At 64.9% G+C, this 26702-nt stretch carries 28 protein-coding genes; 26 read left to right on the top strand and 2 right to left on the bottom strand.

Features of this window, described 5'->3' with window-relative positions; translation table 11 throughout:
• Nucleotides 1-68 precede the first annotated feature (68 nt).
• The 26 genes from J5M73_RS15135 to J5M73_RS15010 all read left to right on the top strand — a co-directional run bounded on the left by J5M73_RS15135 (nt 69) and on the right by J5M73_RS15010 (nt 25024).
• The gene (locus tag J5M73_RS15135) at nt 69-1166 is read left to right on the top strand and encodes a cobalt-precorrin-5B (C(1))-methyltransferase (protein ID WP_102862980.1); all 1098 of its coding nucleotides are present in this window, start codon (nt 69-71) and stop codon (nt 1164-1166) included.
• Nucleotides 1163-1891, top strand: a complete 729-nt coding sequence (locus J5M73_RS15130) for a cobalt-precorrin-6A reductase (RefSeq protein WP_102862979.1) — start codon at nt 1163-1165, stop codon at nt 1889-1891. The genes J5M73_RS15135 and J5M73_RS15130 overlap by 4 nt, the downstream gene beginning before the upstream one ends.
• Before the next feature lie 173 nt (nt 1892-2064).
• Nucleotides 2065-2367, top strand: a complete 303-nt coding sequence (locus tag J5M73_RS15125) for a type II toxin-antitoxin system RelE/ParE family toxin (protein WP_102862978.1) — start codon at nt 2065-2067, stop codon at nt 2365-2367.
• A 3-nt stretch (nt 2368-2370) separates the two neighbouring features.
• Entirely contained in the window at nt 2371-2661 is a 291-nt protein-coding gene (locus J5M73_RS15120) for an addiction module antidote protein (RefSeq protein WP_016968235.1), read from the top strand.
• Nucleotides 2662-2760: 99 nt separating this feature from the next.
• Entirely contained in the window at nt 2761-3159 is a 399-nt protein-coding gene (locus tag J5M73_RS15115; protein WP_102862977.1) for a DUF2946 domain-containing protein, read from the top strand.
• A gap of 64 nt (nt 3160-3223) precedes the next feature.
• On the top strand, nt 3224-3703 hold the full coding sequence (locus J5M73_RS15110) for a copper chaperone PCu(A)C (RefSeq protein ID WP_180988560.1): 480 nt from the start codon (nt 3224-3226) through the stop codon (nt 3701-3703).
• Between the two features lie 18 nt (nt 3704-3721).
• Nucleotides 3722-4168, top strand: a complete 447-nt coding sequence (locus tag J5M73_RS15105) for a DUF2946 domain-containing protein (protein ID WP_102862975.1) — start codon at nt 3722-3724, stop codon at nt 4166-4168.
• 88 nt (nt 4169-4256) lie between these two features.
• Nucleotides 4257-6389, top strand: a complete 2133-nt coding sequence (locus J5M73_RS15100) for a TonB-dependent copper receptor (RefSeq protein WP_102862974.1) — start codon at nt 4257-4259, stop codon at nt 6387-6389.
• A 99-nt stretch (nt 6390-6488) separates the two neighbouring features.
• Nucleotides 6489-7871 carry a PepSY domain-containing protein gene (locus J5M73_RS15095; RefSeq protein WP_207815838.1) on the top strand — a complete coding sequence of 461 codons (1383 nt, stop codon included), beginning with the start codon at nt 6489-6491 and terminating at the stop codon, nt 7869-7871.
• Between the two features lie 154 nt (nt 7872-8025).
• Entirely contained in the window at nt 8026-10161 is a 2136-nt protein-coding gene (locus tag J5M73_RS15090) for a TonB-dependent receptor (protein ID WP_102862972.1), read from the top strand.
• Between the two features lie 41 nt (nt 10162-10202).
• Complete coding sequence (locus tag J5M73_RS15085; protein WP_102862971.1) at nt 10203-10991, top strand: ABC transporter ATP-binding protein; 789 nt, start codon at nt 10203-10205, stop codon at nt 10989-10991.
• On the top strand, nt 10988-11947 hold the full coding sequence (locus J5M73_RS15080; RefSeq protein WP_102862970.1) for an ABC transporter substrate-binding protein: 960 nt from the start codon (nt 10988-10990) through the stop codon (nt 11945-11947). Before J5M73_RS15085 ends, J5M73_RS15080 begins: the two co-directional genes overlap by 4 nt.
• Complete coding sequence (locus J5M73_RS15075) at nt 11944-12954, top strand: iron ABC transporter permease (RefSeq protein ID WP_102862969.1); 1011 nt, start codon at nt 11944-11946, stop codon at nt 12952-12954. The genes J5M73_RS15080 and J5M73_RS15075 overlap by 4 nt, the downstream gene beginning before the upstream one ends.
• A 151-nt stretch (nt 12955-13105) precedes the next feature.
• A complete protein-coding gene (locus J5M73_RS15070; protein WP_102862968.1) occupies nt 13106-13405 on the top strand; it encodes a hypothetical protein in 300 nt (99 codons plus the stop codon).
• A 268-nt stretch (nt 13406-13673) separates the two neighbouring features.
• Complete coding sequence (urtA, locus tag J5M73_RS15065; protein WP_102862967.1) at nt 13674-14939, top strand: urea ABC transporter substrate-binding protein; 1266 nt, start codon at nt 13674-13676, stop codon at nt 14937-14939.
• A 170-nt stretch (nt 14940-15109) separates the two neighbouring features.
• The gene (urtB, locus tag J5M73_RS15060) at nt 15110-16612 is read left to right on the top strand and encodes an urea ABC transporter permease subunit UrtB (RefSeq protein ID WP_102862966.1); all 1503 of its coding nucleotides are present in this window, start codon (nt 15110-15112) and stop codon (nt 16610-16612) included.
• A complete protein-coding gene (gene urtC, locus J5M73_RS15055; protein WP_102862965.1) occupies nt 16612-17691 on the top strand; it encodes an urea ABC transporter permease subunit UrtC in 1080 nt (359 codons plus the stop codon). Before urtB ends, urtC begins: the two co-directional genes overlap by 1 nt.
• On the top strand, nt 17688-18548 hold the full coding sequence (gene urtD, locus J5M73_RS15050; protein WP_102862964.1) for an urea ABC transporter ATP-binding protein UrtD: 861 nt from the start codon (nt 17688-17690) through the stop codon (nt 18546-18548). The genes urtC and urtD overlap by 4 nt, the downstream gene beginning before the upstream one ends.
• A gap of 139 nt (nt 18549-18687) precedes the next feature.
• Nucleotides 18688-19386, top strand: a complete 699-nt coding sequence (urtE, locus tag J5M73_RS15045) for an urea ABC transporter ATP-binding subunit UrtE (protein WP_102862963.1) — start codon at nt 18688-18690, stop codon at nt 19384-19386.
• Nucleotides 19387-19416: 30 nt separating this feature from the next.
• Complete coding sequence (locus J5M73_RS15040) at nt 19417-20256, top strand: urease accessory protein UreD (protein WP_102862962.1); 840 nt, start codon at nt 19417-19419, stop codon at nt 20254-20256.
• Between the two features lie 43 nt (nt 20257-20299).
• A complete protein-coding gene (locus tag J5M73_RS15035) occupies nt 20300-20602 on the top strand; it encodes an urease subunit gamma (RefSeq protein WP_060837311.1) in 303 nt (100 codons plus the stop codon).
• Between the two features lie 9 nt (nt 20603-20611).
• Nucleotides 20612-21145, top strand: coding sequence for a GNAT family N-acetyltransferase (locus J5M73_RS15030; RefSeq protein WP_102862961.1), 534 nt, complete (start codon nt 20612-20614; stop codon nt 21143-21145).
• Between the two features lie 7 nt (nt 21146-21152).
• Complete coding sequence (locus J5M73_RS15025) at nt 21153-21686, top strand: GNAT family N-acetyltransferase (protein ID WP_102862960.1); 534 nt, start codon at nt 21153-21155, stop codon at nt 21684-21686.
• Nucleotides 21683-21988 carry an urease subunit beta gene (locus J5M73_RS15020; protein WP_102862959.1) on the top strand — a complete coding sequence of 102 codons (306 nt, stop codon included), beginning with the start codon at nt 21683-21685 and terminating at the stop codon, nt 21986-21988. The genes J5M73_RS15025 and J5M73_RS15020 overlap by 4 nt, the downstream gene beginning before the upstream one ends.
• 108 nt (nt 21989-22096) lie before the next feature.
• Nucleotides 22097-23797, top strand: a complete 1701-nt coding sequence (gene ureC / locus J5M73_RS15015) for an urease subunit alpha (RefSeq protein ID WP_102862958.1) — start codon at nt 22097-22099, stop codon at nt 23795-23797.
• 99 nt (nt 23798-23896) lie between these two features.
• Nucleotides 23897-25024, top strand: a complete 1128-nt coding sequence (locus tag J5M73_RS15010; protein WP_102862957.1) for a HAMP domain-containing sensor histidine kinase — start codon at nt 23897-23899, stop codon at nt 25022-25024.
• Nucleotides 25025-25217: 193 nt separating this feature from the next.
• On the opposite strand, the gene J5M73_RS15005 is transcribed toward J5M73_RS15010, so the two are convergent.
• A complete protein-coding gene (locus tag J5M73_RS15005; RefSeq protein WP_102862956.1) occupies nt 25218-25520 on the bottom strand; it encodes a chaperone modulator CbpM in 303 nt (100 codons plus the stop codon).
• Between the two features lie 23 nt (nt 25521-25543).
• The gene (locus J5M73_RS15000; protein WP_102863062.1) at nt 25544-26482 is read right to left on the bottom strand and encodes a DnaJ C-terminal domain-containing protein; all 939 of its coding nucleotides are present in this window, start codon (nt 26480-26482) and stop codon (nt 25544-25546) included.
• Nucleotides 26483-26702: the final 220 nt, after the last annotated feature.

Here is a 26702-nt window from a genome sequence, read left to right as displayed (position 1 = left end):
AAAAGCGTCCAGCAAAGAGACCGCAGCGCGCCCTTCGCGAGCAAGCTCGCTCCTACGGGAGCAAGGGCATGCGTGAGGAAACAGCGGAACAGCCCGCGCCCCTGCGCAGCGGCCTGACCACCGGCAGCTGCGCCACCGCCACCAGCCTGGCCGCCGCTCGCCTGCTCTTGGGGGGCGTCAATGCGGACGCGGTGGATATCGTCCTGCCCAAGGGAAAACAGGTACAGATGCGCCTGGAGTTCTGTCGCCGCACCCACGACGGCGCCGAGGCCGGAACCCTCAAGGATGCCGGCGACGACCCGGACGTGACCCACGGCGCCCTGCTCTACTCCCAGGTGCGCCTGACTCCCGAGCCGGGAATCCGCTTTATCGCCGGCCAGGGTGTGGGCACCGTGACCCGCCCCGGGCTGGTTCTGGCAGTGGGCGAGCCGGCGATCAATCCCGTGCCGCGCCGGATGATCAGCGAACACCTGCAACGGCTCGCCGAGGAACAGGCCTACCCCGGCGGGTTCGAAGTCACGGTGAACGTCGAGGGCGGAGCGGAACTGGCCCTGAAAACCATGAACCCGCGCCTGGGGATTCTCGGCGGGCTGTCGATCCTGGGCACCAGCGGCATTGTCCGGCCCTTCTCCTGCGCGGCCTATATCGCCTCGATCCACCAGGGCATCGACGTGGCCAAGACCAATGGCTACCTGCACATCGCCGCCTGCACCGGCAACGCCAGCGAAGACACCATGCGCCGGGTCTACGAACTGCCGGAAATCGCCCTGATCGAAATGGGCGACTTCGTCGGCGCAGTGCTCAAGCACCTGCGCAAAGTGCCTGTGGATAAACTCAGCCTGTGCGGCGGCTTCGGCAAGATCAGCAAACTGGCCGCCGGGCACATGGACCTGCACAGCCGCCATTCCAGCATCGACCTGCCACAACTGGCGCGCTGGGCCGCCGCGGTGGGTGCCGACCCGGCGCTGCAACAGGCCATCCGCGAGGCCAATACCAGCCAGCAGGCCCTGGCCATGGCCAGCGCCGCCGGGATCGCCCTGGGCGACGCGGTGTGCCAGCACGCCCTGGACTTCGCCCGCAGCGTGGTGCCGGCCCAGGTACAGGTGGAAGTCTTCGCCATCGATCGCCAGGGCGGCATCGTTGGCCATGCCGGAGTCTTGTCATGACCCGTATTCTGCTGCTGGGCGGGGTCACCGAAGCCCTGGCCATCGCCCGCACCCTGGGCCCTGAACATATCTACAGCCTGGCCGGGGTCGGTCGGGTGCCCACCGACCTGAACTGCCAGGTACGGGTCGGCGGCTATGGCGGTGCCGAGGGCCTGGCGCGCTTTATCCGCGAACAACGCATTGGCCTCCTGCTGGATGCCACCCACCCCTACGCGGCGCAGATCAGCGCCAATGCCGTGGCTGCGGCACAGCACGCAGCCGTGCCTTGCTGGGCCTTGCGGCGCCCGGCCTGGCAGCCGCAACCGGGCGATGACTGGCGCGAGATCGCCGGCTGGGAGGCATTGGTCGAGGCCCTGCGGCCCTTCAAGCGGCCGCTGTTCACCCTCGGCCGCGAGCCGTTGCAGCATCTGAACGAGATTCCTGCGGGGCAGTTCTGGACCCTGCGCGCCCTGGAAACCTGCCCCGGCAACGAGCGTTGCGAAGTCATCGGTGCCCGTGGGCCTTTCCTGATCGAAGACGAGCGCCAACTGTTCGCACGTCGGGACATCGATGTGCTGATCAGCAAGAACAGCGGCAGCAGCGCCACCGAGCCCAAGTTGGAGGTGGCACGTGAGCGGGGCATACCGGTGCTGGTGCTCAAGCGCCCAAAGCTGCCCGAGGCCGACCGCCACTTTGCCAGCGTGGCCGAGTTGCTGCAGGCCCTGCACTCGCCGGACAAAACCTGACAGGCAAAACCGCCGCGCCCCACAAACACTTGGGAAGCCCCTGGCAGCGCGCTACCAACCCCATGCTTTAGCCTCCTTGGACCGTCTCAATGGCGCCGGCTCCGCTCGTCGCCCAGTTGAGCTCTAGGCGGGCAAATGGGTTGCCACGCTGTATCCCAAGGAATACATTCGTCATGTACGTCTTCGAGCAGACCCTGGAGTTCAGCCGCTGGCTCCTGCACCTGAAGGATCCGCAAGGCAAAACCCGTGTACTGGCCAGGATCCGCGCCGCCCAACTGGGCCGATTCGGCGACTGCGAACCGGTGGGCGAAGGTGTCTATGAAATGCGCATCCATCGCGGCCCCGGCTATCGGGTGTACTTCTCGCGCCGGGGCACGGTGATCTACCTGTTGTTGATCGGCGGTGACAAGAACACCCAGAGACGCGATATCCAACGCGCCAGGCAACTGGCCCACGACCTCAAGAGCGAGGGTTGAAACATGCACACCCCAGTCACCCGCTTCGACGCGGCGGAGTACCTCAAGACCCCTGAAGACATGGTGGCCTACCTCGACGCCTGCTTCGAGGAAGATGCCGGCGACGGCAAGCTGATCCGCGCCGCCCTAAACGACATCGCCCGCGCCCGGGGCATGACCCAGGTGGCCCGCGACACCGGCCTGGGTCGCGAGAGCCTGTACAAGGCCCTGGGCAGCCAGGGCAATCCCGAGTTCGCAACTATCATCAAGGTCATGAAGGCACTGGGACTCAAGCTCCACGTCAGCCCGGCCTGAACTGGCACTGCGACACCACACCGCATACGCTGCTTTTTTACTTATCCACAGCGATCAGGCTAAATACCCGCCTGATCGCTCAACCGACGGATCGTCCCCATGTCCCGACAACGGCTCGCATTTGCCTGGATCGCCTGCTTCGCAGTGCTGTTCAACATGCTTGCCATGCCGCTTTCCGGGGCCATGCAACGCAACGATTCGGGGCTGGACGAACAACTGCTGTGGGGCAGCTTCTGCTCTTCCAGCGGCACCAAAATGGTGGCCATTTCCCTGGGCAAGCTTGAACAGAAAGCCCCGCAGAACGACGAGCACTCGAACATGCAGCACTGCTGGTGCTGCTCAGCCTCGGCGCCGCTGGTGGCCCTGCCCGGTCATGTACCCCAGCTGAATTTCATTCGTTTCGCCGTCCAGCCGGGCGCGCCGCAACCGAAGATCGCAATGCTCACCCTGCGCCAGCAATGGCCCAGCCTGAACCCCGGTGCCCCGCCTCTGGCATGATTCCCTTTCGCAAGTGATCTGCGTTTTTGAATCGTTCTGGAGAACCGTCATGTCCAAACCGTCCCTGATCAAGCAATCCCTGCTCGTTGTCGCACTGCTGCTGCCTGCCTGTTTCGCCACCGCTCACGACTACAAGGCCGGTGAGTTGCAGATCGCCCATCCCTGGTCGCAGGAGCTGCCGCCGAACGCGCCGACCGTCGCGGCTTACTTCGTGGTGCACAACCCAGGCAAGAACGCCGACACCCTGCTCAGTGTCGACTCGCCGATCTCTGGCCGGGCCGAACTGCATGAACACGTCATGCAAGGCGACATGATGAAAATGCAGCAAGTGGCCAAGGTTGCGGTGCCCGCCGGCGGTGAGGTGACCTTCGCCCCCATGGGCTACCACGTGATGCTGATGGAGCTCAAAGACCGCAGCCTGCTCAGCGACGGCAAGCGCTTCCCGCTGACCCTGCACTTTGAAAAGGCCGGCGACGTCACCGTCGAAGTGGCCGTACAGAAGCAGCCACCGGCCGCCATGCACGAGTCCAAGCACGCTCACTAAGCTGACCGGCTCGTTACCGTGAACACCCCGCACGCGCCTGGCCGCAGGCGGTCCGCGCCGCGTCGCAACTCCCCGGGAGTGCGCCGCGGCAGCTGGATCAGCCTGTTCGCCATGCTGATGATCTTTATCGGCCCGCTGATTTCTCAGTCGATGCCGATGGATCACGCGATGCCGATGAACATGTCCGTCTCCATGGACATGGGCGACGGCGCGCCCGGCTGTCACGGTGAAAGCCCGCATCACGCCCAACAGGGCAAGTCCCAGGGCGAACAACACGTACTCTGGGAAAAATGCGGCTATTGCAGCCTGCTGTTCAATTGCCCGGCGCTGCCTTCGGGGCTGTCGTTCGCCGCCCTGTCCGCGCCGCCCACACAGCATTTCCTGATCCCCGCCACGCGCCTGGGCCACGCCCGGCAGACCGTGTTCCCCGGCGCCCTGACCCGCGCCCCACCGATCCTCGTCTGAGTCCCCTGCTCATCTCACACGGCCGACTGTCATTGCGACAGCCGCGTAGTTGCGGCCGTGTCATTCAAGACCGATCGATGGAACATCTATGTTTTCTGCTGACACTCGCCTGGGCGCTGCCCAGCCATCCAAGCCCTTTGCCCTGAACCCGTCGCGCCTGCGTTTCAACCATGCCCTGGCGGTGCTTTGCGGCGTGCTGCTGAGCCCCCTGGCCCTGGCCGACGAGGCCCCGACGGATCACTCCCGACACGGCACGCAATTGAGCCCGACGGTGATCACCGCCATCGCCCCCAGCTCGCCGCTGACCGTGGTCACCAATCCCAAGGACCCGCGCCAACCGGTCCCGGCCAGTGACGGCGGCGACTACCTGAAGACCATTCCCGGCTTCGCCCTGGTACGCAATGGCGGCACCAACGGTGACCCGGTACTGCGGGGCATGTTCGGCTCGCGCCTGAACATCCTCACCAACGGCGGCATGATGCTCGGCGCCTGCCCCGGCCGCATGGATGCACCGACCTCCTACATCTCCCCGGAAACCTATGATCGCCTGACCGTGATCAAGGGCCCGCAAACCGTGCTCTGGGGCCCGGGCGCCTCGGCCGGCACGGTGCTGTTCGAGCGTGAGCCGGAACACTTCGGCGAACTCGGCACGCGGGTCAACGCCAGCCTGCTGGCGGGCTCCAACGGCCGCTTCGACAAGACCCTGGATGCTGCCGCCGGCGGCCCCCTGGGGTATGTGCGGGTGATCGGCAACACCGCCCACGCCGACGACTACAAGGATGGCAACAACGACACCGTGGCCTCGCGCTACGACAAGTGGAACGGTGACGTGGCCCTGGGCTGGACCCCGGACGCCGACACCCTGCTGGAGCTCACCGCCGGCAAGGGCGACGGCGAAGCCCGCTACGCCGGCCGCGGCATGGACGGTTCGCAGTTCAAGCGCGAAAGCCTGGGCCTGCGTTTCGAAAAATCCAACATCGGCGAGGTCCTGGACAAGGTCGAGGCCCAGGTCTACTACAACTACGCCGACCACGTGATGGACAACTACAGCCTGCGCACCCCGTCCGGCACCGGCATGATGGCCGGCCCCATGGCCTCCAATGTCGACCGTCGCACCCTCGGTGCGCGGATCAAGGCCACCTGGCGCTGGGCCGACCTGCAGTTGATCGGCGGCCTGGATGCCCAGACCAACGAACACCGCAATCGGGCCAGCAACGGCGTGGATACCTACAAGCAACTGCCCCGTACCAAGGACGCCGACTTCCACAACTATGGCGCCTTCGGCGAACTGACCTGGTACGCCGCCGAGCGCGACCGCCTGATCACCGGGGCCCGCCTCGACCGTGCTTCGGCCAAGGACTACCGGCAGAGCATCGGCTCGGGAATGATGAGCCGGCCCAACCCCACTGCCGGCGATACTCGGGCCGATACCCTGCCCAGCGGCTTCGTGCGCTACGAGCATGACCTGGCCGACAGCCCGACCACGCTGTACGTCGGCCTTGGCCACACTCAGCGCTTCCCCGACTACTGGGAGCTGTTCTCGCCGAAAATGGGCCCGGCGGGCTCAGTGAACGCCTTCGATTCGATCAAGCCGGAAAAGACCACCCAACTGGACTTCGGCCTGCAATACCAGAGCGAGGATCTGGAAGCCTGGGCCTCGGGCTATATCGGCCAGGTGCGCGACTACATCCTCTTCGACTACAACTCGAAAATGATGGGCATGAGCACCTCTCGGGCCGAGAACATCGACGCCCGGATCATGGGCGGCGAACTGGGTGCGGCCTACAAGCTGACCTCCAACTGGAAAGCCGATGCGACCCTGGCCTACGCCTGGGGCAAGAACAGCAGCGACGGCAAGGCCCTGCCGCAGATGCCGCCGCTGGACGCGCGCTTCGGCCTGACCTACAGCGAGGACGACTGGAGCGCCGGGGCCTTGTGGCGAGTGGTGGCGGCGCAAAACCGCGTCGACCTGAACAAGGGCAACGTGGTCGGCAAGGACTTCGGCAAGAGCGGTGGCTTCGGCGTGTTCTCCCTCAACGGCGCCTACCGGGTGACCAAGAACCTCAAGCTCAGCACCGGGGTCGACAACCTGTTCGGCAAGGCCTACGCCGAACACCTGAACCTGGCGGGCAACGCCGGCTTCGGCTACCCGGCCAGTGATCCCCAGGCGATCAAGGAGCCGGGGCGCACCCTCTGGACCAAGGTCGACCTGAGCTTCTGATCCGCCTTCGCCGGCACGCCGGCTCCTCACCGCAGGAGCTGGGGTGCCAGCGAACAGCCCCTATAAGAAAAGATTCACTGCCCTGCGGAGCGTTCCCCGATGAACCGACCCAAAGTGTCTTTCTACAACCTGGCCTGGCGCTGGCATTTCTACGCCGGGCTGTTCGTGGCCCCTTTCATGGTGATGCTGGCCCTGACCGGCATCATCTACCTGTTCAAGCCACAACTGGACCCGTTGATGTACCCCAGACTGCTCAAGGTGCCCGCCGGTCATCACCTGCTGAGTGCCGACGACTTGCTGCAAAGGGTGCAATCGGCCTACCCCCAGGGCCATATCAAGCAGTACCTGCCACCGATTGATGCCGAGCGCAGCGCGCAGTTCGTGGTGCAGGACAAGGGTCAGGAGCTGAATGTCTTCATCGACCCCTACCACGGCGATGTGCTCGGCGAGCAGGATGCCAAGGCCAACCTGCAGGCCGTGGCCCGGGCCATTCACGGTGAGCTGATGATCGGCACCGTCGGTGACCGGCTGGTGGAACTGGCCGCTGGCTGGGGCATCGTCCTGGTGGTGTCCGGCCTGTACCTGTGGTGGCCACGGGGCAAGTCGTCGGCGGGCGTGCTGTGGCCGCGTTTCAGCGTCCGCGGTAGGCCATTCTGGCGCGACCTGCACAGTGTGCTGGGCTTCTGGGGCGCGGCATTCCTGCTGCTGATGCTACTCAGCGGCATGACCTGGACCGGCTTCTGGGGCAAGCAGTACGCCGACCTGTGGAACCGCTTTCCGGCGGCCATGTGGAACGACGTGCCGACCTCCGACCAGCAGGCCCGGGAGCTCAACAGCGCCACGCGCCAGACCGTGCCCTGGGCGGTGGAAAACACCCCGATGCCGATGTCCGGCGACCACGCCGAGCACATGGCCCACAACGCCGCGGACACGGCGCCGGCAGCCCCGTCCATCAGCCTGCAAGCGGTGCAGGACATCGCCCGCCAGCGCCAGGTCGAACCGGGCTACAGCATCACCTTGCCGAAGACCGCCACCGGCGTGTTCACCATCGCCGTGTTCGCCGACGATCCGCGTAACGATGCCACCCTGCATGTCGACCAATACAGCGGCAAGGTCCTGGCCGACGTGCGCTGGCAGCAGTACAGCAACGTGGCCCGGGCCACGGAGGTTGGGGTGATGCTGCATGAAGGCAAGATGTTCGGCCGCGTCAACCAGATCCTGGTGCTGGTGGTGTGCCTGATGATCCTGCTCAGCGCCGTGAGCGGCATGGTCATGTGGTGGCAGCGTCGTCCCCAGGGCCGACTCGGCGTGCCCCCGCTGCGCCACGACCTGCCGAAATGGAAAACCGCGATGCTGATCATGGCGCTGCTGGCCTTGGCATTTCCTTTGGTTGGAGCCTCGCTGATTGGGGTGTGGCTGCTCGATCGCCTGCTGCTTTCACGCTTCAATCGCGGGCCTGAATCTGCTTCATCTTCAACATGAATCAGCTGAGATGCGCGTTCCAGAGGGCTCTGTAGAATCTCGGCGCTTTAGCCATGCACAGTTATAATGTTACTTTATAACACTAAAGTGTAAGATCCCTGCCCGCAGTTCCCCACTGCGGGCAACCCCCTCGAAGAAGTGATTCACCGTCCCGATGAACAAGTACTTGCTGCCCAGCCTTTGCCTGATGGCCTTGCCTTCCCTGGCTCAGGCGGATGATTCCGCCGCCTCCCTGACCCTGCCCACCGGCACCATTTCGGCTCCGGCCAGCGCGGCCGACGACAACGTCAGCCTGAAGACCCCCACCAGCGCCGGCTCGCGCCTGGGCCTCAGCGCACTGGAAACCCCGGCCAGCACTGACAGCCTGAGCGGCGAACGGATTCGCGCCCGGGGTGACCGCAGCATTCAGGACGCGGTCTCCCGCAGCGCCGGCATCAGCCGCACCGGCACCCCAGGCGACGGTGGCACTTCCTTGTCGGCACGGGGTTTCACCGGGCAGAGTTCGGTGATGCAGCTGTATGACGGCAACCGCATGTACACCGGCATGGGCACCGTGACCTTCCCGGTGGACAGCTGGGCGGTGGAGCGGGTCGACGTGCTGCGCGGCCCGGCCTCGGTGCTGTATGGCGAAGGTGCCACCGGCGCGGTGATCAACACCCTCCCGAAAAAGCCCTTCAGCGGCGCAATCGAAAACCACCTGCGCCTGGGCTACGGCTCCTTCGATCGCCAGCAGCAGGCCCTGGACAGCGGTGGCTCCCTGAGCGACACCTTGAGCTATCGGCTCAACCTCAACCGCGAGCGCAGCAACGGCTGGATCGACCGTGGCGACTCCTCCGGCGATTTCGTCAGTGCCGCCCTGCGCTGGCAGGCTCGCGACGACCTGGCCTTTACCCTGGCCCACGACTACGGCGACCAGAACCCGATGAACGACTTCGGCACGCCGCTGATCAACGGGCGCTTCCACAAAAGCCTGCGAAACAAGAACTACAACGTCCGCAATGACCAGCAGCACTACAACGACCAGTGGACCCGCCTGACCAGCGAATGGCAGATTTCCGACCAGGTCAGTGCCAGCAACGAGCTGTATTACCTCAAGGCCCAGCGTCGTTGGCAGAACGCCGAGAACTACAACTTCAACCCGACCACCGGCCAACTGAGCCGCAGCGGTTACTACGCTATCGGCCACCAGCAGGAACAGGTCGGCGACCGCCAGACCTTTACCTTCAAGCACTCGCTGCTGGGCCTCGACAGCCAGACCCTGACCGGCGTCGACTACAACCGCATTCGCTTTCACCTGAAGAGCAATTCGCCCTTCACCGACAGTTTTACCAACGGTCAACCGCTGGACCTGTATCACCCGGCCGCGGGCGACTTCGCCAGCAACAGCCCCTACCGCGATCAATTCAAGACCACCACCAAACAGCTGTCGGTGTTCGCCGAAAACCGCCTGCAACTCAGCGAGCGCTGGTCCCTGGTGACCGGTGTGCGCCGCGACTATGCGCACATTGATCGGGATGACTTGAAGGACGACAGCCGCAGCGACAAGACCCTGACCGGCAACAACTGGAAGGCCGGGCTGGTGTTTGCCGTAACCCCGGACACCTCCCTTTACGGGCAGTACTCCACCAGCACCGACGGCGTTGGCGGGCTGATTTCCCTGAGCAAGAGCCAGCAGCAATTCGACCTGTCCAGCGCCCGGCAGAGCGAGATCGGCCTCAAGCAGGCGTTCTGGGACCAGCGTGGCGAATGGACCCTGGCGGCCTACCACATCGTCAAGAAGAAGCTGCTGACCGATGTGCCCGGCGAGCCGAACCGCAAACAGCAAGTGGGCCAGCAATCCTCCAACGGCCTGGAAGCCAGCCTGGAGCTGCAACTGCCCGACGCCTGGCAATTGCAGGCCAACGCCGCCATCGTTCGTGCCCAGTACGACGACTTCCAGCAGGACGTCAACGGCGTGCAAGTCTCCCGCGACGGCAAGCGCCCGGTGGACGTGCCGCGCCGCACCGCCAACCTGTGGCTGAGCAAGGCCCTCAACGATGACCTGCGGGCCGGCGCCGGAGTGCGCTACGTGGATGCGCGCTACGCCGATATGGCCAACCGCAACGAACTGCCCAGCTACACCGTGGTCGATGCCAACCTGTCGTGGAAAGCCCTGCCCAATACCACCCTGGGCCTGCAATTGAACAACCTGTTTGACCGCCAGTACGCACAAAGCCAATACAATGACGGCCAGCAATGGATACTCGGCGAGCCACGCTCGTTCTTCGTCACCGCTGACTACACCTTTTAACCCCACCTGGCGCTACGGCACGGGGATCACACGGACACCGCATGACCTCGCTGAACCTCACCAACCTGGCCTGGACACCCCTGGGCCAGGGCCACTGCCATCACCAGTTCCAACTGCGTGAGGCCAGCCTGCAAGTGGCGGCCGGCGAGTTCGTCGGCCTGATCGGGCCCAACGGCAGCGGCAAGACCAGCCTGCTGCGCTGTGCCTATCGCTTCAGCAAGCCGCAGCAGGGCGAGGTGCAACTGGCCCATCACAACGTGTGGAAGCAATCGCCACGCTGGTGCGCGCAACGCATCGCCGTGGTGCTCCAGGAGTTCCCCGACGCCTTCGGCCTGACGGTGGAGGAAGTGGTCGCCATGGGCCGCACGCCGCACAAGGGCCTGTTCGACGGCGACACCGAACAAGACCGGCGCATCGCCCGCGAGGCCCTGGAATCGGTGGGCCTGCTGGGCTTCGAGGACCATGCTTTCGCCACCTTGTCCGGGGGCGAGAAACAACGGGTGATCCTGGCCCGGGCCCTGGCCCAGCGCCCGCAACTGCTGATCCTCGATGAACCGACCAACCACCTCGACCCGCGCTACCAGCTGGAGCTGTTGCAACGGGTCAAGCGCCTGGGCATCGGCACCCTGGCGAGCATCCATGACCTGAACCTGGCCGCGGCCTTCTGCGACCGGCTGTATGTCCTCGATCACGGACGCATCGTCGCCAGCGGCACTCCCACCGAAGTGCTCACAGTCGATCTGCTGCGCAACGTGTTCGGCGTCGAGGCGCTGATCGACGCCCACCCCCTGTCCGGCTACCCACGAATCACCTGGATCACTCAACCATGACCTTGCGCTCCCTGCTCCGCTCCGGCCTCGCCCTGACCCTGTTCCTGGGCACCGCCCAAGCCTTCGCCGAAGCGACCCACTACCCGCTGACCATCACCAGCTGCAACCGTGAAGTGACCTTCAAGCAAGCGCCGCAACACGCCCTCAGCCATGACATCAACATGACCCAGATGATGCTCGCCCTGGGGCTCAAGTCGCGGATGGTGGGCTACAGCGGCGTCAGTGGCTGGAAAGCCGTGACCCCGCAAATGAGCACCTTGCTCGACGGTCTGCCAGAGCTGGCGGCCAAGTACCCGTCGGTGGAAACCCTGCTCAACGCCAACGTCGACTTTTTCTTCGCCGGCTGGGACTACGGCATGCGCATCGGCGGCGACCTCACGCCGCAGACCCTGGCGCCACTGGGGATCAACGTCTACGAGCTGACCGAGTCCTGCGCCTTCGTGATGAAGCGCCCGGCGGCCAGCCTCGACGACACCTACAACGACCTGCGCAACCTGGGGCGGATCTTCGACGTGCAGGACCGGGCCAACGCGCTGATCGCGCAGATGCAGGAGCAGGTCGCCGAGGTACAGAAGAACCTGCCCAAGGACAAGCCCCGGGTGTTCCTCTACGACAGCGGCGAAGACCGGGCCATGACCTCGGGCCGCTTGGGCATGCCCCAGGCCCTGATCGATGCCGCTGGCGGGCGCAACATTCTCGATGACGTCGAGGCCAGTTGGACCCGAATCAACTGGGAGACGGTGGTCGAGCGTAACCCGCAAGTGATCGTCATCGTCGACTACAGCGAAGTCACCGCCGAGCAGAAGCAGCAGTTCCTGCTGAACAACCAGGCCCTGCAAGGAGTCGACGCGATCAAGAACCAGCGCTTCATCGTCATTCCCTATGTGCAAGCCACCCCGGGCATCGACAACGTGCTGGCGGTGGAAACCCTGGCCAAGGGTTTCCACGGCGAATGATCAAGGGTCGTTATGCCTGCCTGTTACTGACCCTCGGCGCCCTGCTGCTGGCGTCCTGTGTGCTGTCCCTGGGTTTCGGTCCGGCGCGGGTGCCGGCGGAGGTGGTCTGGCGGATTCTCCTGCACAAGGCCCTGGGCCTGGGTACGGTGGACTGGAGCCCGGGCCAGGAGCATATCGTCTGGCTGATCCGCGTCCCGCGCATGCTCCTCGGTGCTTTGGTCGGCGCCGGGCTGGCACTGATCGGCGCGGTGCTGCAGGCCGTGACCCGCAATCCCCTGGCCGACCCGCACCTGCTGGGGGTGACCTCCGGCGCCACCCTCGGCGCGGTGATCGTGGTGCTGCACCTGGGGCAGGTCATCGGCCTCTTGACCCTGCCCCTGGCAGCCTTTATCGGCGCCCTGGCGAGCATGCTCCTGGTGCTGGGCATCGCCGCGCGCAACGGGCGCCTGGACAGCGACCGCCTGCTGCTGTGCGGGGTGGCGGTGTCCTTCGTGATGATGGCAGTGGCCAACCTGCTGCTGTTCATGGGTGATCACCGGGCCAGCTCGGCGGTGATGTTCTGGATGCTCGGCGGCCTGGGCCTGGCGCGCTGGGAACTGCTGGCGATTCCTGCCGCCAGCGTGCTGCTGGGGCTGGGGTTGCTGCTGGGCATGGCACGGCCGCTGAATGCCTTGATGGCCGGGGAACAGACTGCCGTGACCCTGGGCCTGAACGCACGCAACGTGCGCCTGAAGGTGTTCCTGATCGCCTCGCTGATGACCGGGGTGCTGGTGTCCATCAGCGGCTCCATCGGCTTTGTCGGGCTGATGGTGCCGCACATCGCCCGGCGCCTGGTGGGTGCCGAGCACCGTCGACTGCTGCCGGCGTGCGTGCTGCTGGGCAGCCTGTTCCTGGTCTGGGTCGACGTCGCCGCGCGTACCCTGATTGCCCCTGAGGACCTGCCCATCGGCGTGGCCACCGCGGCCATTGGCGGGCTGTTCTTCATTGGCCTGATGCGCCGCCGCTGACGGTGCCCGTCTCCCTGTAGGCGCCGGCTTGCCGGCGAAGGCGCCCCTGAGCCTTGTGCCAGGTTCGAGGGCCTCTTCGCTGGCAAGCCAGCTCCTACAATCGTCGCCCTTGCTTTAAGATCGCGCGCTTGGATCTCTCAGGATGAGTCTCATGTTCAGAACCGCATTCTTGGCCTTGCTGCTCGGCACCACCCTTGGTGCCCAGGCCGGCACCTCGGTCGACGTCTCGAAAATCTACGGCAACATCCAGATCGTCAACAGCTTCCCCGACTACAAGGTCAAGGTGGTGAACTCCTTTCCCGATCTGAAGGTCAAGCAGGTCAACTCCTTTGCCGACGCGCCGGGCAAGTGGAAGATCGTCAACAGCTTTCCCGATTACAAGATCCAGATCGTCGACTCCTTTCCCGATTTCACCATCAAATACGTCGACTCCTTCCCTGGGGTTAACTGAAGCCCCTGGCTGACCCAGGCTGCCGCTCTGCGGCAGCACCACAATGACGCATCCCTGCGCACCATCCTCTGCGCAAAGCCTCCTCTTGGGGCATCACCTAGCCGCTCACTGCCGCTAAGACCGACGTTTTCATGCCCTAGGGCGACTCGGCACATCCCTTGCAAAACAGCCCTTCAGCACAGGCGGAGTGAAAACTACTGCGTTTTCACTGCGCCCGAGAAGTCGCATCTACCACCTGAAAAAATCAAGAGTTCATGGAGATCGCACAATGAAGCGTCGTAGTTTGCTCAAGGCTTTCACCCTCTCGGCAAGCATTGCCGCGATGGGCATGACCTGGACCGTCCAGGCCGCCGAGACCATCAAGGTCGGTATCCTGCACTCCCTGTCGGGGACCATGGCGATCTCTGAAACCTCGCTCAAAGACATGGCGCTGATGACCATTGACGAGATCAACGCCAAGGGCGGGGTCAACGGCAAGCTGCTGGAACCGGTGGTGGTGGACCCGGCCTCCAACTGGCCGCTGTTCGCCGAAAAGGGTCGGCAGTTGCTGACCCAGGACAAGGTGGCGGTGGTGTTCGGCTGCTGGACATCGGTGTCGCGCAAATCGGTGCTGCCAGTGTTCGAAGAACTCAACGGCCTGCTGTTCTACCCGGTGCAGTACGAAGGCGAAGAAATGTCGCCCAACGTCTTCTACACCGGCGCCGCGCCGAACCAGCAGGCGATCCCGGCCGTGGAATACCTGATGAGCGAAGACGGCGGCAGCGCCAAGCGCTTCTTCCTGCTGGGCACCGACTACGTCTACCCGCGCACCACCAACAAGATTTTGCGTTCGTTCCTGCACGCCAAGGGCGTGGCCGACAAGGACATCGAAGAGGTCTACACCCCCTTCGGCCACAGCGACTATCAAACCATCGTCGCCAACATCAAGAAGTTCTCCGCCGGCGGCAAGACCGCGGTGATCTCCACGGTCAACGGCGATTCCAACGTGCCCTTCTACAAGGAACTGGCCAACCAGGGCCTGAAGGCCACCGACGTGCCGGTGGTGGCGTTCTCGGTGGGCGAGGAAGAACTGCGCGGCATCGACACCAAGCCGCTGGTGGGCAACCTCGCGGCATGGAACTACTTCGAATCGGTGGATAACCCGGTGAACCAGAAGTTCGTCGCCGCCTGGAAGGCCTACGCCAAGGCCAAGAACCTGCCGGGGGCAGACAAGGCGGTGACCAACGACCCGATGGAAGCCACCTACGTCGGCATTCACATGTGGGCCCAGGCGGTGGAGAAAGCCAAGTCCACCGATGTCGACAAGGTCCGCGAAGCCCTGGCCGGGCAGACCTTCGCCGCGCCCTCGGGCTACACCCTGACCATGGACAAGACCAACCACCACCTGCACAAGCCGGTGATGATCGGCGAGATCCAGCCGGACGGTCAGTTCAACGTGGTGTGGCAGACCGAAGGGCCGATCCGCGCCCAGCCCTGGAGCCCATACATCCCGGGCAACGACAAGAAGCCGGACTACGCGGTCAAGAGCAACTGATCGCCGGATGGACGCCAAGCCTTCAGGCCCGGCACACCCCCTGTAGCCGCTGCCGTAGGCTGCGATCGGCCTCGAAGAGCACGTGCTCTTGAGGCCTTTGAAGGTCCTGCGGACCTTATCGCAGCCTGCGGCAACGGCTACAGAACCACGCTACGCGCAAGGCCACTGATATGCCCACTGCCCTCTACCGTTTGATCCTCGCCTGCCTGTTGCTGCTGCCCATGGCCGCCCAGGCCGGCGACGCCGAAGACTTCGTCGCCGGCAACTCCAGCGAACAGGCCCGGCTTCTGGAAAGCTGGGCCGCGCAGCCCGACCCGGCGCGCCTGGAACTGCTCACGGCCCTGCAACAAGGCCAACTGAGCATGGCCGGCGAAACCAAGCCCCTGCGCCTGAACAACCGCTTGCGGGGCCTGATCGACAGCGCCCTGGCCAGCCATCAGTTGCTTGCCAGCGAGGCCAGCACCCGGCTCGACGCCGCCCGGCAGCTGCAGAAAAGCGCCAAGCCGGCGCAATTGAAATTCCTCGATGCCCAGCTCGCCGCCGAGCAAGACCCCGGCGTGCACGCCGCCCTGAGCCTGGCCCTGGCCAACCTGCAACTGGTGGACAGCGACCCGGCGGTGCGTCTGGCCGCCGTGCGCCTTTTGGGGGAAACCGGCGACCCTCTGGCCCGCACCCGCCTCGAAGGCCTGCTGCAACCCGGGGTCGAGGCCGATGCCAATGTGCGCACCGCCGCCGAAACCAGCCTGGCCCAGGTCAAGCGCAAGCTGCTGGTGGGTGAAGTCCTCGGCCAGGCCTTCAGCGGCTTGTCCCTGGGCTCGATCCTGCTGCTGGCGGCCCTGGGCCTGGCCATCACCTTCGGCCTGCTGGGGGTGATCAACATGGCCCACGGCGAGATGCTGATGCTCGGCGCCTACGCCACCTACGTGGTGCAGCTGCTGTTCCAGCGCTACGCCCCACACGCCATCGAGTACTACCCGCTGCTGGCACTGCCGGTGGCGTTCTTCGTCACCGCCGGGATCGGCATGGCCCTGGAGCGCACGGTGATCCGTCATCTCTATGGCCGGCCCCTGGAAACCCTGCTGGCCACCTGGGGCATCAGCCTGATGCTGATCCAACTGGTGCGCCTGCTGTTCGGCGCGCAGAACGTCGAGGTGGCGAACCCGGCCTGGCTCTCCGGCGGCATCCAGGTATTGCCCAATCTGGTACTGCCCTACAACCGCATCGTGATCATCGCCTTCGCGCTGTTCGTTGTCGTGCTCACCTGGCTGCTGCTGAACAGGACCCGCCTGGGCCTGAACGTGCGAGCAGTGACCCAGAACCGCAACATGGCCGCGTGCTGCGGCGTGCCCACCGGCCGCGTGGACATGCTCGCCTTCGGCCTCGGCTCGGGCATCGCCGGCCTGGGTGGCGTGGCCCTGAGCCAGGTCGGCAACGTTGGCCCGGACCTGGGCCAGAGCTACATCATCGACTCGTTCCTGGTGGTGGTGCTCGGCGGCGTCGGGCAACTGGCCGGCAGCGTGCTGGCGGCCTTTGGCCTGGGGGTGGCGAACAAGATCCTCGAACCGCAGATCGGCGCCGTACTGGGCAAGATCCTCATCCTGGCGCTGATCATTCTGTTCATCCAGAAACGCCCGCAAGGACTCTTCGCACTCAAAGGACGGGTGATCGACTGATGAATCAACCACTGCTCATTACCGCCAGCCAGAAAGCCGGGCCCAAGGTCACGATCGCCGTCGGCGCGCTGCTGCTCCTGGTGCTGCTGGCCTTGCCGCTGTTGTCACTGCTGCCGGCGGACAACCCGCTGCAGGTCTCGGCCTACACCCTGACCCTGGTGGGCAAGATCCTCTGCTACGCCATTGTCGCCCTGGCCCTGGACCTGGTCTGGGGCTACGCCGGGCTGCTGTCCCTGGGCCACGGCCTGTTCTTCGCCCTGGGCGGCTACGCCATGGGCATGTACCTGATGCGCCAGGCCGCCGGAGACGGCCTGCCAGCGTTCATGACCTTCCTTTCGTGGAGCGAACTGCCCTGGTACTGGACCGGCACCAGCCACTTCCTCTGGGCCCTGTGCCTGGTGGTGCTGGCGCCGGGTCTCTTGGCCCTGGTGTTCGGTTTCTTCGCCTTCCGCTCGCGGATCAAGGGCGTGTATTTCTCGATCATGACCCAGGCCCTGACGTTTGCCGGGATGCTGCTGTTCTTCCGTAACGAGACCGGTTTTGGCGGCAACAACGGCTTCACCAATTTCCGCAGCATCCTGGGTTTTGGCATCACCGAACCGGGCACTCGCGCGGTGCTGTTCCTGGCCACGGTGCTGCTGCTGGTGGCCAGCCTGTACCTGGGCTGGCGCCTGGCCCGGAGCAAGTTCGGCCGGGTGCTGACCGCCCTGCGCGATGCCGAGAACCGCCTGATGTTCTGCGGCTACGACCCCCGCGGCTTCAAGCTGTTCGTCTGGGTCTTGAGCGCGGTGCTCTGTGGCTTGGCCGGGGCCCTGTATGTGCCCCAGGTGGGCATCATCAACCCCAGCGAGATGTCCCCCACCAACTCCATCGAGGCTGCCGTGTGGGTAGCCCTGGGCGGACGCGGCACGCTGATCGGGCCGCTGCTGGGCGCCGGGCTGGTGAACGGCATGAAGAGCTGGTTCACCGTGGCCTTCCCCGAATACTGGCTGTTCTGCCTCGGCGCCCTGTTCATCGTGGTGACCCTGTACCTGCCCAAGGGCGTGATCGGCCTGCTGAAGAAACGAGGTGAACAATGAGAGTCACTGCGACCGCGGACTTCATGCTCGAACCCATTCTCGACGCCAACAAGGACGCCGGCGCCAGCCGCGACGCCATCGGCCTCGGGCACGCCGCCGGCAAGGGCCTCAACACCCGCCACGGCACCCTCCTGACCCTGGAAGACATCAGCGTCAGCTTCGACGGTTTCAAGGCCCTCAACGACCTCAACCTGTACATCGGCGTCGGCGAGCTGCGCTGCATCATCGGCCCCAACGGCGCCGGCAAGACCACCCTGATGGACGTGATCACCGGCAAGACCCGCCCCACCCAGGGCAAGGCCTGGTTCGGCGAAACCCTGGACCTGACCCGGATGAGCGAAGTGCAGATCGCCCAGGCCGGGATCGGCCGCAAGTTCCAGAAGCCCACGGTGTTCGAGGCCCTGAGCGTGTTCGAGAACCTGGAGCTGGCGCAGAAGACCGACAAGTCGGTGTGGGCCAGCCTCGGGGCGCGCCTGAGCGGCGAACAGAAAGACCGCATCGCCCAGGTGCTGGAGACCATTCGCCTGAGCCCTTCGGCCCAGCGCCAGGCCGGCTTGCTGTCCCACGGTCAGAAGCAGTTCCTGGAGATCGGCATGCTGCTGATGCAAGACCCGCAACTGCTGTTGCTGGACGAGCCGGTGGCAGGCATGACCGACGCCGAGACCGAGTTCACCGCCGAGCTGTTCAAGACCCTGGCGGGCCAGCATTCGCTGATGGTGGTGGAACACGACATGGGCTTTGTCGGCTCGATTGCCGACCACGTCACCGTGCTGCACCAGGGCAGCGTACTGGCCGAAGGGTCGCTGGAGCAGGTGCAGGAAAACGAGCGGGTGATCGAGGTGTACCTCGGCCGCTGACCCAACCAACCACCTTTGTCGCCGCTGCCGCAGGCTGCGATCGGCCTTGAAGAGGACGTGCTCTGCAAGGCCCATGAAGGTCCTGTGGACCTTGTCGCAGCCTGCGGCAGCGGCTACAGGTTTTTGAAGGAATCCGAACATGCTGCAAGTCGACCAGCTGCACCAGTACTACGGCGGTAGCCACATCCTGCGCGGCCTGAGTTTCGAAGCCCGGATCGGCGAAGTCACCTGCCTGCTGGGACGCAACGGCGTGGGCAAGACCACCCTGCTCAAATGCCTGATGGGCCTGCTGCCGGTCAAGGAAGGCGCGGTCAACTGGGAGGGCCGGACCATCACCGGCTACAAGCCCCACCAGAGGGTCAACGCCGGGATCGCCTACGTGCCCCAGGGCCGGGAAATCTTCGGCCGCCTGAGCGTGGAGGAAAACCTGCTGATGGGCCTGTCCCGCTTCCCCGGCTCCCAGGCCAGGGAAGTCCCGGCCTTCATCTACGAACTGTTCCCAGTGCTGTTGCAGATGAAGCAGCGCCGTGGCGGCGACCTCTCCGGCGGCCAGCAGCAACAGCTGGCCATCGGTCGCGCCCTGGCCAGCCGCCCCCGGCTGCTGATCCTCGATGAGCCCACCGAAGGCATCCAGCCCTCGGTGATCAAGGAGATCGGCGCGGTGATCAAGCAACTCGCGGCCCGGGGCGATATGGCCATTGTGCTGGTGGAACAGTTCTACGACTTTGCCGCCGAACTGGCCGACCAGTACCTGGTGATGTCCCGGGGCGAAATCGTCCAGCAGGGCCGAGGGGAAAATATGCAGGCAGAAGGTGTACGCGGCCTGGTTACGATCTAATCTGTAGCTTCCTAACGATAACGACCCAGCATGAACTCACCTGCCGCCACCGCCCTGTTCACCCCCAGCTGGCACGCCGAGCTGGAACTGGCTTATGCCCGTTTCGGCGCCACCACGCGCCCGGTGCTGCGTCGCCACCTGGGGCCGCTGCGGGTGCAGAAGCACCTGTATGCCGAAGGCCCCGAGGTCTGCCAGCACATCATCGTCCACCCACCCGGCGGCATCGCCGGCGGCGACCGGCTGGCCATCAGTGCCCGGGTCGAGCGCGACGCCTGGGCCCAGCTGACCAGCCCCGGTGCCGCCAAGTGGTACCGCGCCACCGGCCCTGCCAGCCAGACCCTGAGGCTGCAAGTGGCGCCGGGGGCGACCCTGGAATGGCTGCCCCAGGAAACCATTGTCTTCAGCGCCGCCCAGGCCGAACTGACCACCCTGATCGAACTGCAAGGCGATGCCCGGCTGTTCTACTGGGACGTCGTGGCCCTGGGACGTCCGGCCAGTGGCGAGCGCTTCGAGCAAGGGCACTTCCAGGCTCACCTGGATATCCAGCGCGACGGCCGACCGCTCTGGCATGAGCGCCAGCGCATCAAAGGTGGCGACGGCCTGCTGGATTCCCCCATCGGCCTGGACGGCCAGCCAGTGTTCGCCACCTTGCTGGTGACCGGTGAAATCGACAGCCAACTGCTGGAGCGCTGCCGCGCCCTGGAACACCCGGTACGTGGCGACCTGAGCCAACTGCCGGGCCTGCTGGTGGCCCGCTGCCTGGCCAGTGAAGCCCTGCAGGCCCGGGCCTGGCTGATCGACCTGTGGCGCCTGCTGCGCCCGGCGTTGCTGGGCCGCGAGGCCGTGCCGCCGAGGATCTGGAACACATGAAACACCTGCCCTTTTCAAACTGCCCAACGACGGATCGATCACGATGGACCTGACCCCACGCGAAAAAGACAAGCTGCTGATCTTCACCGCCGGCCTGGTGGCCGAACGGCGACTGGCCCGCGGCCTCAAGCTCAACTACCCGGAAGCCATGGCCTATATTTCCGCCGCGCTGCTCGAAGGTGCCCGGGACGGCCAGAGCGTGGCCGATCTGATGCACTACGGCACCACCCTGCTGAGCCGCGAACAGGTGATGGAAGGCATACCGGAGATGATCCCGGAGATCCAGGTCGAGGCCACCTTCCCCGATGGCACCAAGCTGGTCACCGTCCACCAACCCATCGCCTGAGGCCGCGCCATGACCTATCGCATCCGCGACGCATTGCACGCCGACCTGCCGGCAATCCGCGACATCTACAACGACGCGGTGGTCAATACCACGGCGATCTGGAACGACACCCCGGTCGACCTGGGCAACCGTCAGGCCTGGTTCAGCGCGCGCCAGAGCCAGGGCTATCCGATCCTGGTGGTGGTCAACGCCGAGGAGCAGGTGCTCGGCTACGCTTCCTTCGGCGACTGGCGACCCTTCGACGGCTTTCGCCACACCGTGGAACATTCGGTCTATGTCCGCCGCGACCAGCGCGGCAACGGCCTGGGTCCACAGCTGATGGCAGTGCTGCTGGAGCGCGCCCGGGGCTGTGACAAGCACGTGATGGTGGCCGCCATCGAAAGCGCCAACGCCGCCTCGATCCGTCTGCATGAACGCCTGGGTTTCATCAGCACCGGGCAGATGCCCCAGGTGGGCACCAAGTTCGGCCGCTGGCTGGACCTGACCTTCATGCAGCTGATTCTCAACCCTGGGGCACAACCGCCTGCCCCTCACCAGGAGTGACCTCTCGATGAACGCCGCCCAACTGCGCCGAGTCCATGGAGAAAGCTTTGCCCATTACCGTCAAGGATTGATCGACCTGCTGCTGGATTCGGTGCACCACGGCGCGTCCATCGGCTTCATGGCCGATCTGGACGACAGCCAGGCCCGGGACTACCTCGGCAGCGTGCAGGCAGGCGTCGAGGACGGCAGCCTGATGCTGTGGGTGGTGGTTCACGATGAGAAGGTCCTGGCCAGCGTGCAGCTGGCGCTGTGCATGAAGGCCAATGGGCGCAACCGCGCCGAGGTGCAAAAGCTCCAGGTGCTGCACAGCGCCCGGCGCCGTGGCCTGGGCCAGCAACTGATGAACGCCCTGGAGCAGGCCGCCCGCCAGCACAAGCGCGGGCTGCTGTACCTGGACACCGAGGCTGGGTCGGCGGCCGAGGACTTCTACCGTTCCCTGGGCTACACCCGGGTCGGCGAACTGCCCAACTACTGCCAGAGCCCGGACGGCACTTACACCGCCACCGCCATCTACTTCAAGACCCTGGGACAACCCCTATGATTCCTGGCCAATACCAGATCCAGCCCGGCGAGATCGAACTCAATGCCGGGCGCCGCACCTTGACCCTCAGCGTGGCCAACAGTGGCGACCGGCCGATCCAGGTCGGCTCCCACTATCACTTTTTCGAAACCAACGACGCCCTGACCTTCGACCGCGCCGCCAGCCGCGGCATGCGCCTGAACATCGCCGCCGGCACCGCGGTGCGCTTCGAACCGGGACAGACCCGGGAAGTGGAACTGGTGGATCTGGCCGGCAAGCGCCGGGTGTTCGGCTTTGCCGGACGCATCATGGGCGACCTCTGAGCCCTCGACCCTACGCACATAGGAGCCAGCTTGGTGGCGAATGCGGTCTTTCGGGCCCCTTCGCCGGCAAGCCGGCTCCTACAAGACCTGTTTCTGTAAGGAGCTGCGATGAAGATTTCCCGTGAGGCCTACGCCGACATGTTCGGCCCCACCGTGGGCGACAAGGTACGGCTGGCCGACACCGAGCTGTGGATCGAAGTGGAGCAGGACTTCACCACCTACGGTGAAGAAGTGAAGTTCGGTGGCGGCAAGGTGATTCGCGATGGCATGGGCCAGAGCCAGCTGCTGGCGTGCGATGTGGTGGACACCCTGATCACCAACGCGCTGATCATCGATCACTGGGGCATCGTCAAGGCCGACGTCGGTTTGAAGGACGGGCGCATCGCCGCCATCGGCAAGGCCGGCAACCCGGATATCCAGCCCGATGTGACCATCGCCATCGGCGCCAGCACCGAGGTCATCGCCGGTGAAGGCATGATCCTCACCGCCGGCGGCATCGATACCCATATCCACTTCATCTGCCCGCAACAGATTGAAGAAGCGCTGATGAGCGGTGTCACCACCATGATCGGCGGCGGCACCGGGCCGGCCACCGGGACCAACGCCACCACCTGCACCTCCGGGCCTTGGCACATGGCGCGCATGCTCCAGGCCGCGGACGCCTTCCCGATGAACATCGGTTTTACCGGCAAGGGCAACGCCAGCCTGCCGGAGCCCTTGATCGAGCAGGTCAAGGCGGGGGCCATCGGCCTCAAGCTGCACGAGGACTGGGGCAGCACCCCGGCCAGTATCGACAACTGCCTGAGCGTGGCCGATGAGTACGACGTGCAGGTGGCGATCCACACCGACACGCTGAACGAATCCGGCTTCGTCGAAACCACCCTCGGCGCCTTCAAGGGCCGGACCATCCACACCTACCACACCGAAGGTGCCGGCGGCGGCCATGCCCCGGACATCATCAAGGCCTGTGGCTTCGCCAATGTGCTGCCCAGCTCCACCAACCCGACCCGGCCCTTCACCCGCAACACCATCGACGAACACCTGGACATGCTCATGGTCTGCCACCACCTGGACCCGAGCATCGCCGAGGACGTGGCTTTTGCCGAGAGCCGCATCCGCCGCGAGACCATCGCCGCCGAAGACATCCTCCATGACCTGGGGGCGTTCTCGATGATCAGCTCCGACAGCCAGGCCATGGGCCGGGTCGGCGAAGTGGTGACCCGCACCTGGCAGACCGCCGACAAGATGCACCGCCAGCGCGGTCCGCTGCCGGGCGACGGCCCGGGCAACAGCAACTTCCGGGTCAAGCGCTACATCGCCAAGTACACCATCAACCCGGCCATCACCCACGGCATCAGCCATGAGGTGGGCTCTATCGAAGTAGGCAAATGGGCCGACCTGGTGCTCTGGCGCCCGGCCTTTTTCGGGGTCAAGCCGACCCTGATCCTCAAGGGCGGGGCCATTGCCGCGAGCCTGATGGGTGACGCCAATGCCTCGATCCCGACCCCGCAACCGGTGCACTACCGGCCGATGTTCGCAAGCTTTGGCGGCAGCCGCCACGCCACCAGCCTGACCTTTATCAGCCAGGCCGCACTGGACGCTGGCGTACCGGAGCAACTGGGGCTGAAGAAGCGCATCGCCGTGGTCAAGGGCTGTCGCACCGTGCAAAAGAGCGACCTGATCCACAATGACTACCTGCCGAACATCGAGGTCGACCCGCAGACCTATCAGGTCAAGGCCGACGGTGTACTGCTGTGGTGTGAACCGGCGGATGTGCTGCCCATGGCCCAGCGTTACTTCCTGTTCTGAGGCGTGTCCGGCCACTGGGCAGGCACGATGTTGAAGCCGTGGATAAGGCGCTAAGATGCGTGTCGGTTTTCCACTCTCTGCCCAATAAGGTGCCCGGCTATGCGCCTGTCCGATTTCATCGTGCAGCACGTTGATCGAATCGTTGATGAATGGGAACAATTTGCCAGGACCCTGGCCGCGGACACTCTGACCCGCAGCGACCTGCGGGATCACGCCACCTCGATCCTGCTGGCGGCCGCCCGGGACATGCGCATCACCCAGAGCCCGGGTGAACAGCTGGCCAAGGCCAGGGGCGAAGGCCCGGAGAAATCCCCGAGCCTGGATGCGGCCGCCGCCAGCCATGGCGAACTGCGCCATCACGTGGGTTTCGATCTGGTGCAGATGACGTCCGAGTTCCGCCACCTGCGGGCCTGTGTGATCCGTCTGTGGGTCGCCAGCCTGGTAACCCCGGACCTGGAACACCTGCAGGACATGATCCGTTTCAACGAGGCCATCGACGAAGCCCTGGCCGAGTCCACCTGCGCCTATGCCGAGCAGGTCAGCCGCTCACGGGACATCTTCCTGGCGATTCTCGGCCACGACCTGCGGGCACCGTTGCAGGCGGTGAGCATGTCCACCGAGATGCTGGCGCGCAAAGTGCCGCTGGATGGCGACGCCCAGGCCTTTGTCTCACGCATCAAGACCGGCACCCGACACATGGGCGCCATGGTCAGCGATTTGCTAGAGTTCGTCCGCAGTCGCCTGGGCAACGGCCTGCCCATCGACCCCGCGCCCATGGACCTGGCCAGCGCCGCCAAGGCCGCCATGGACGAAGCCTGCGCCGGACAGCCCGATTGCACGCCGTTACTGAGCTTCGAAGGTGACAGCCATGGCATCTGGGACCGGGGACGTATCGAACAGATGCTGCAGAACCTGATCGGCAACGCCCTGCAGCACGGCAGCAACCGCCGTACCGTGACCGTGACCATTACCGGCGGTGCGGAACAGGTGCTGTTGACCGTGCACAATTACGGCACGCCGATTCCCAAGGAAGCCCTGGGCACCCTGTTCGATCCTTTGGTGCGCAGTGCCGATGAGGAACTGGGCAGCACCAGCACCAGCCTTGGCCTGGGGTTGTTCATCGTCAAGGAAGTGGTGACCGCGCACCAAGGCAGCATCGAGGTCAGCTCCAACGAAAGCGACGGCACCACCTTCACCGTCACCCTGCCGCGGGTCTCCCGCGCCTGAGGCACGCTATAACTGCTGCTGCCCTCTGTAGCCGCTGCTGAGCGCCAGCGAAGCTGCGAACGAGGACGCAGTCCTCGCAACCTGCTTTTCCTGACACGCCGCAGCTGCCTGTTTTTACGGCCGCTGCGCGCCCGGTCGCAGCCTCGCTGGCGCTCGGCAGCGGCTACAGGCCGTCAGGCCATCACATGGGACATCAGTCCAGCAGCAGGCGGCCCAGGCGCTGCTTGAGCATCTGGTTCTCCGCCCGCAGTTGCCGCACCTCGTCCAGCAGGTCCAACGCCAGGGCGACGCCCTCCCACTCCAGGTCCAGGTCGCGGCGCAACTTCGCCGCGCGCTTGGCCAGGGCCAGTTCGACATCATTGAAGCGCCAGTCCTTGGGCGCCGTCCCCTGGGGTTCGAGGATGCCGTGTTCGACGATTTCGATCACGTAGGCCGCCGACAGGTCGGCCACTTCACAGAACTCTTCCATGTCCAGCTGAACGATCAGGGTGCTCATGATCAGCGCCTCCTAGTGTCGAATCAGAAATTTTCCCGGGGGTCGAACGCCGCCTTCTTCGCCAGTTCCTGCCACAACGCCTTGACGTCGTCGCCGGTGTGCTTGGGCATCACCGCCTTGAGCTGGACGAACAGGTAGCCACGCTGGCCGGCCTTGTTCAGCAGGCCATGCCCCTTGGCGCGCATGCGCTGGCCGTTCTGGCTGCCGGCCGGGACCTTGAGATTGATCTTGCCGGTCAGGGTCGGGACCGCCACCTCGGTGCCCAACGCCAGCTCCCAAGGGGCCAGCGGCAGGGTGATGATCAGGTTTTCACCTTCGACATCGAATTTCGGATGGGGCGCAAAACGAATGGTCAGGTACAGGTCGCCATTGGCCCCGCCGCCCACGCCCGGCGCGCCCTGGCCCTTGAGGCGGATGCGCTCGCCGTCGGTGACCCCGGCCGGAATCTTCACGTTCAGGCTTTTGCTGGTGTTGCTGACGTGCTGCCCGTTGGCGTTGTATTGCGGCACCTGGAAGCTGATCTTCTTCGACTCGTTCGACAGGGTTTCTTCAAGAAAGATCGGCAGTTCCATTTCCACATCCTGTCCACGACGACCGCTGCTGCGGCGCTGCTCCGGGCCGCCGAATCCTGGCCCCCGGTTGCCAAAGATCGAACTGAAGAAGTCCGAGAAGTCCCCACCGTCACCGCCACCAAAGCCGCCACGGCTCTGCCAGCCCGGTGGCCCCTGGAACGGCTGGCCGTGCTGGCCGTACTTGCGCAGGTCGTCGTACTCGGCGCGCTTGTCGGCGCTTTTCAGCGCTTCATAGGCTTCCGAGGCATCCTTGAACTTGGCCTCGGCATCCTTTTCCTTACTGACGTCGGGGTGGTATTTGCGCGCCAGCTTGCGATAGGCGGCCTTGATCGCCTTGTCGTCCGCCGTCGGCTCCACGCCGAGAATCTTGTAATAGTCTTTGAAGTCCATCGAGGGAATCACCATCCGTTATCAAAGTCGCGCGGCGTGCAGCACAGCATGCTCGGTCTGGCAGCATGAGAATTGATCAATCTCAATCCTCTGACTGAACGGCGCATCAGAAGTTTATCGGCAGCCGCGGGCGGATCTTGTGATCCCTGGTGGCTGCTCGGCCCATGCCTGCAAGTTTGGGGGTCAAGGATAGTCTTTCAAGGCACGACAGGGGGTGATT

The organism is Pseudomonas sp. 50_B, from assembly GCF_017491625.1.
In the GTDB taxonomy this organism is placed as follows: domain Bacteria; phylum Pseudomonadota; class Gammaproteobacteria; order Pseudomonadales; family Pseudomonadaceae; genus Aquipseudomonas; species Aquipseudomonas danubii.
This window is presented reverse-complemented; position numbering and strand designations above follow the sequence as displayed.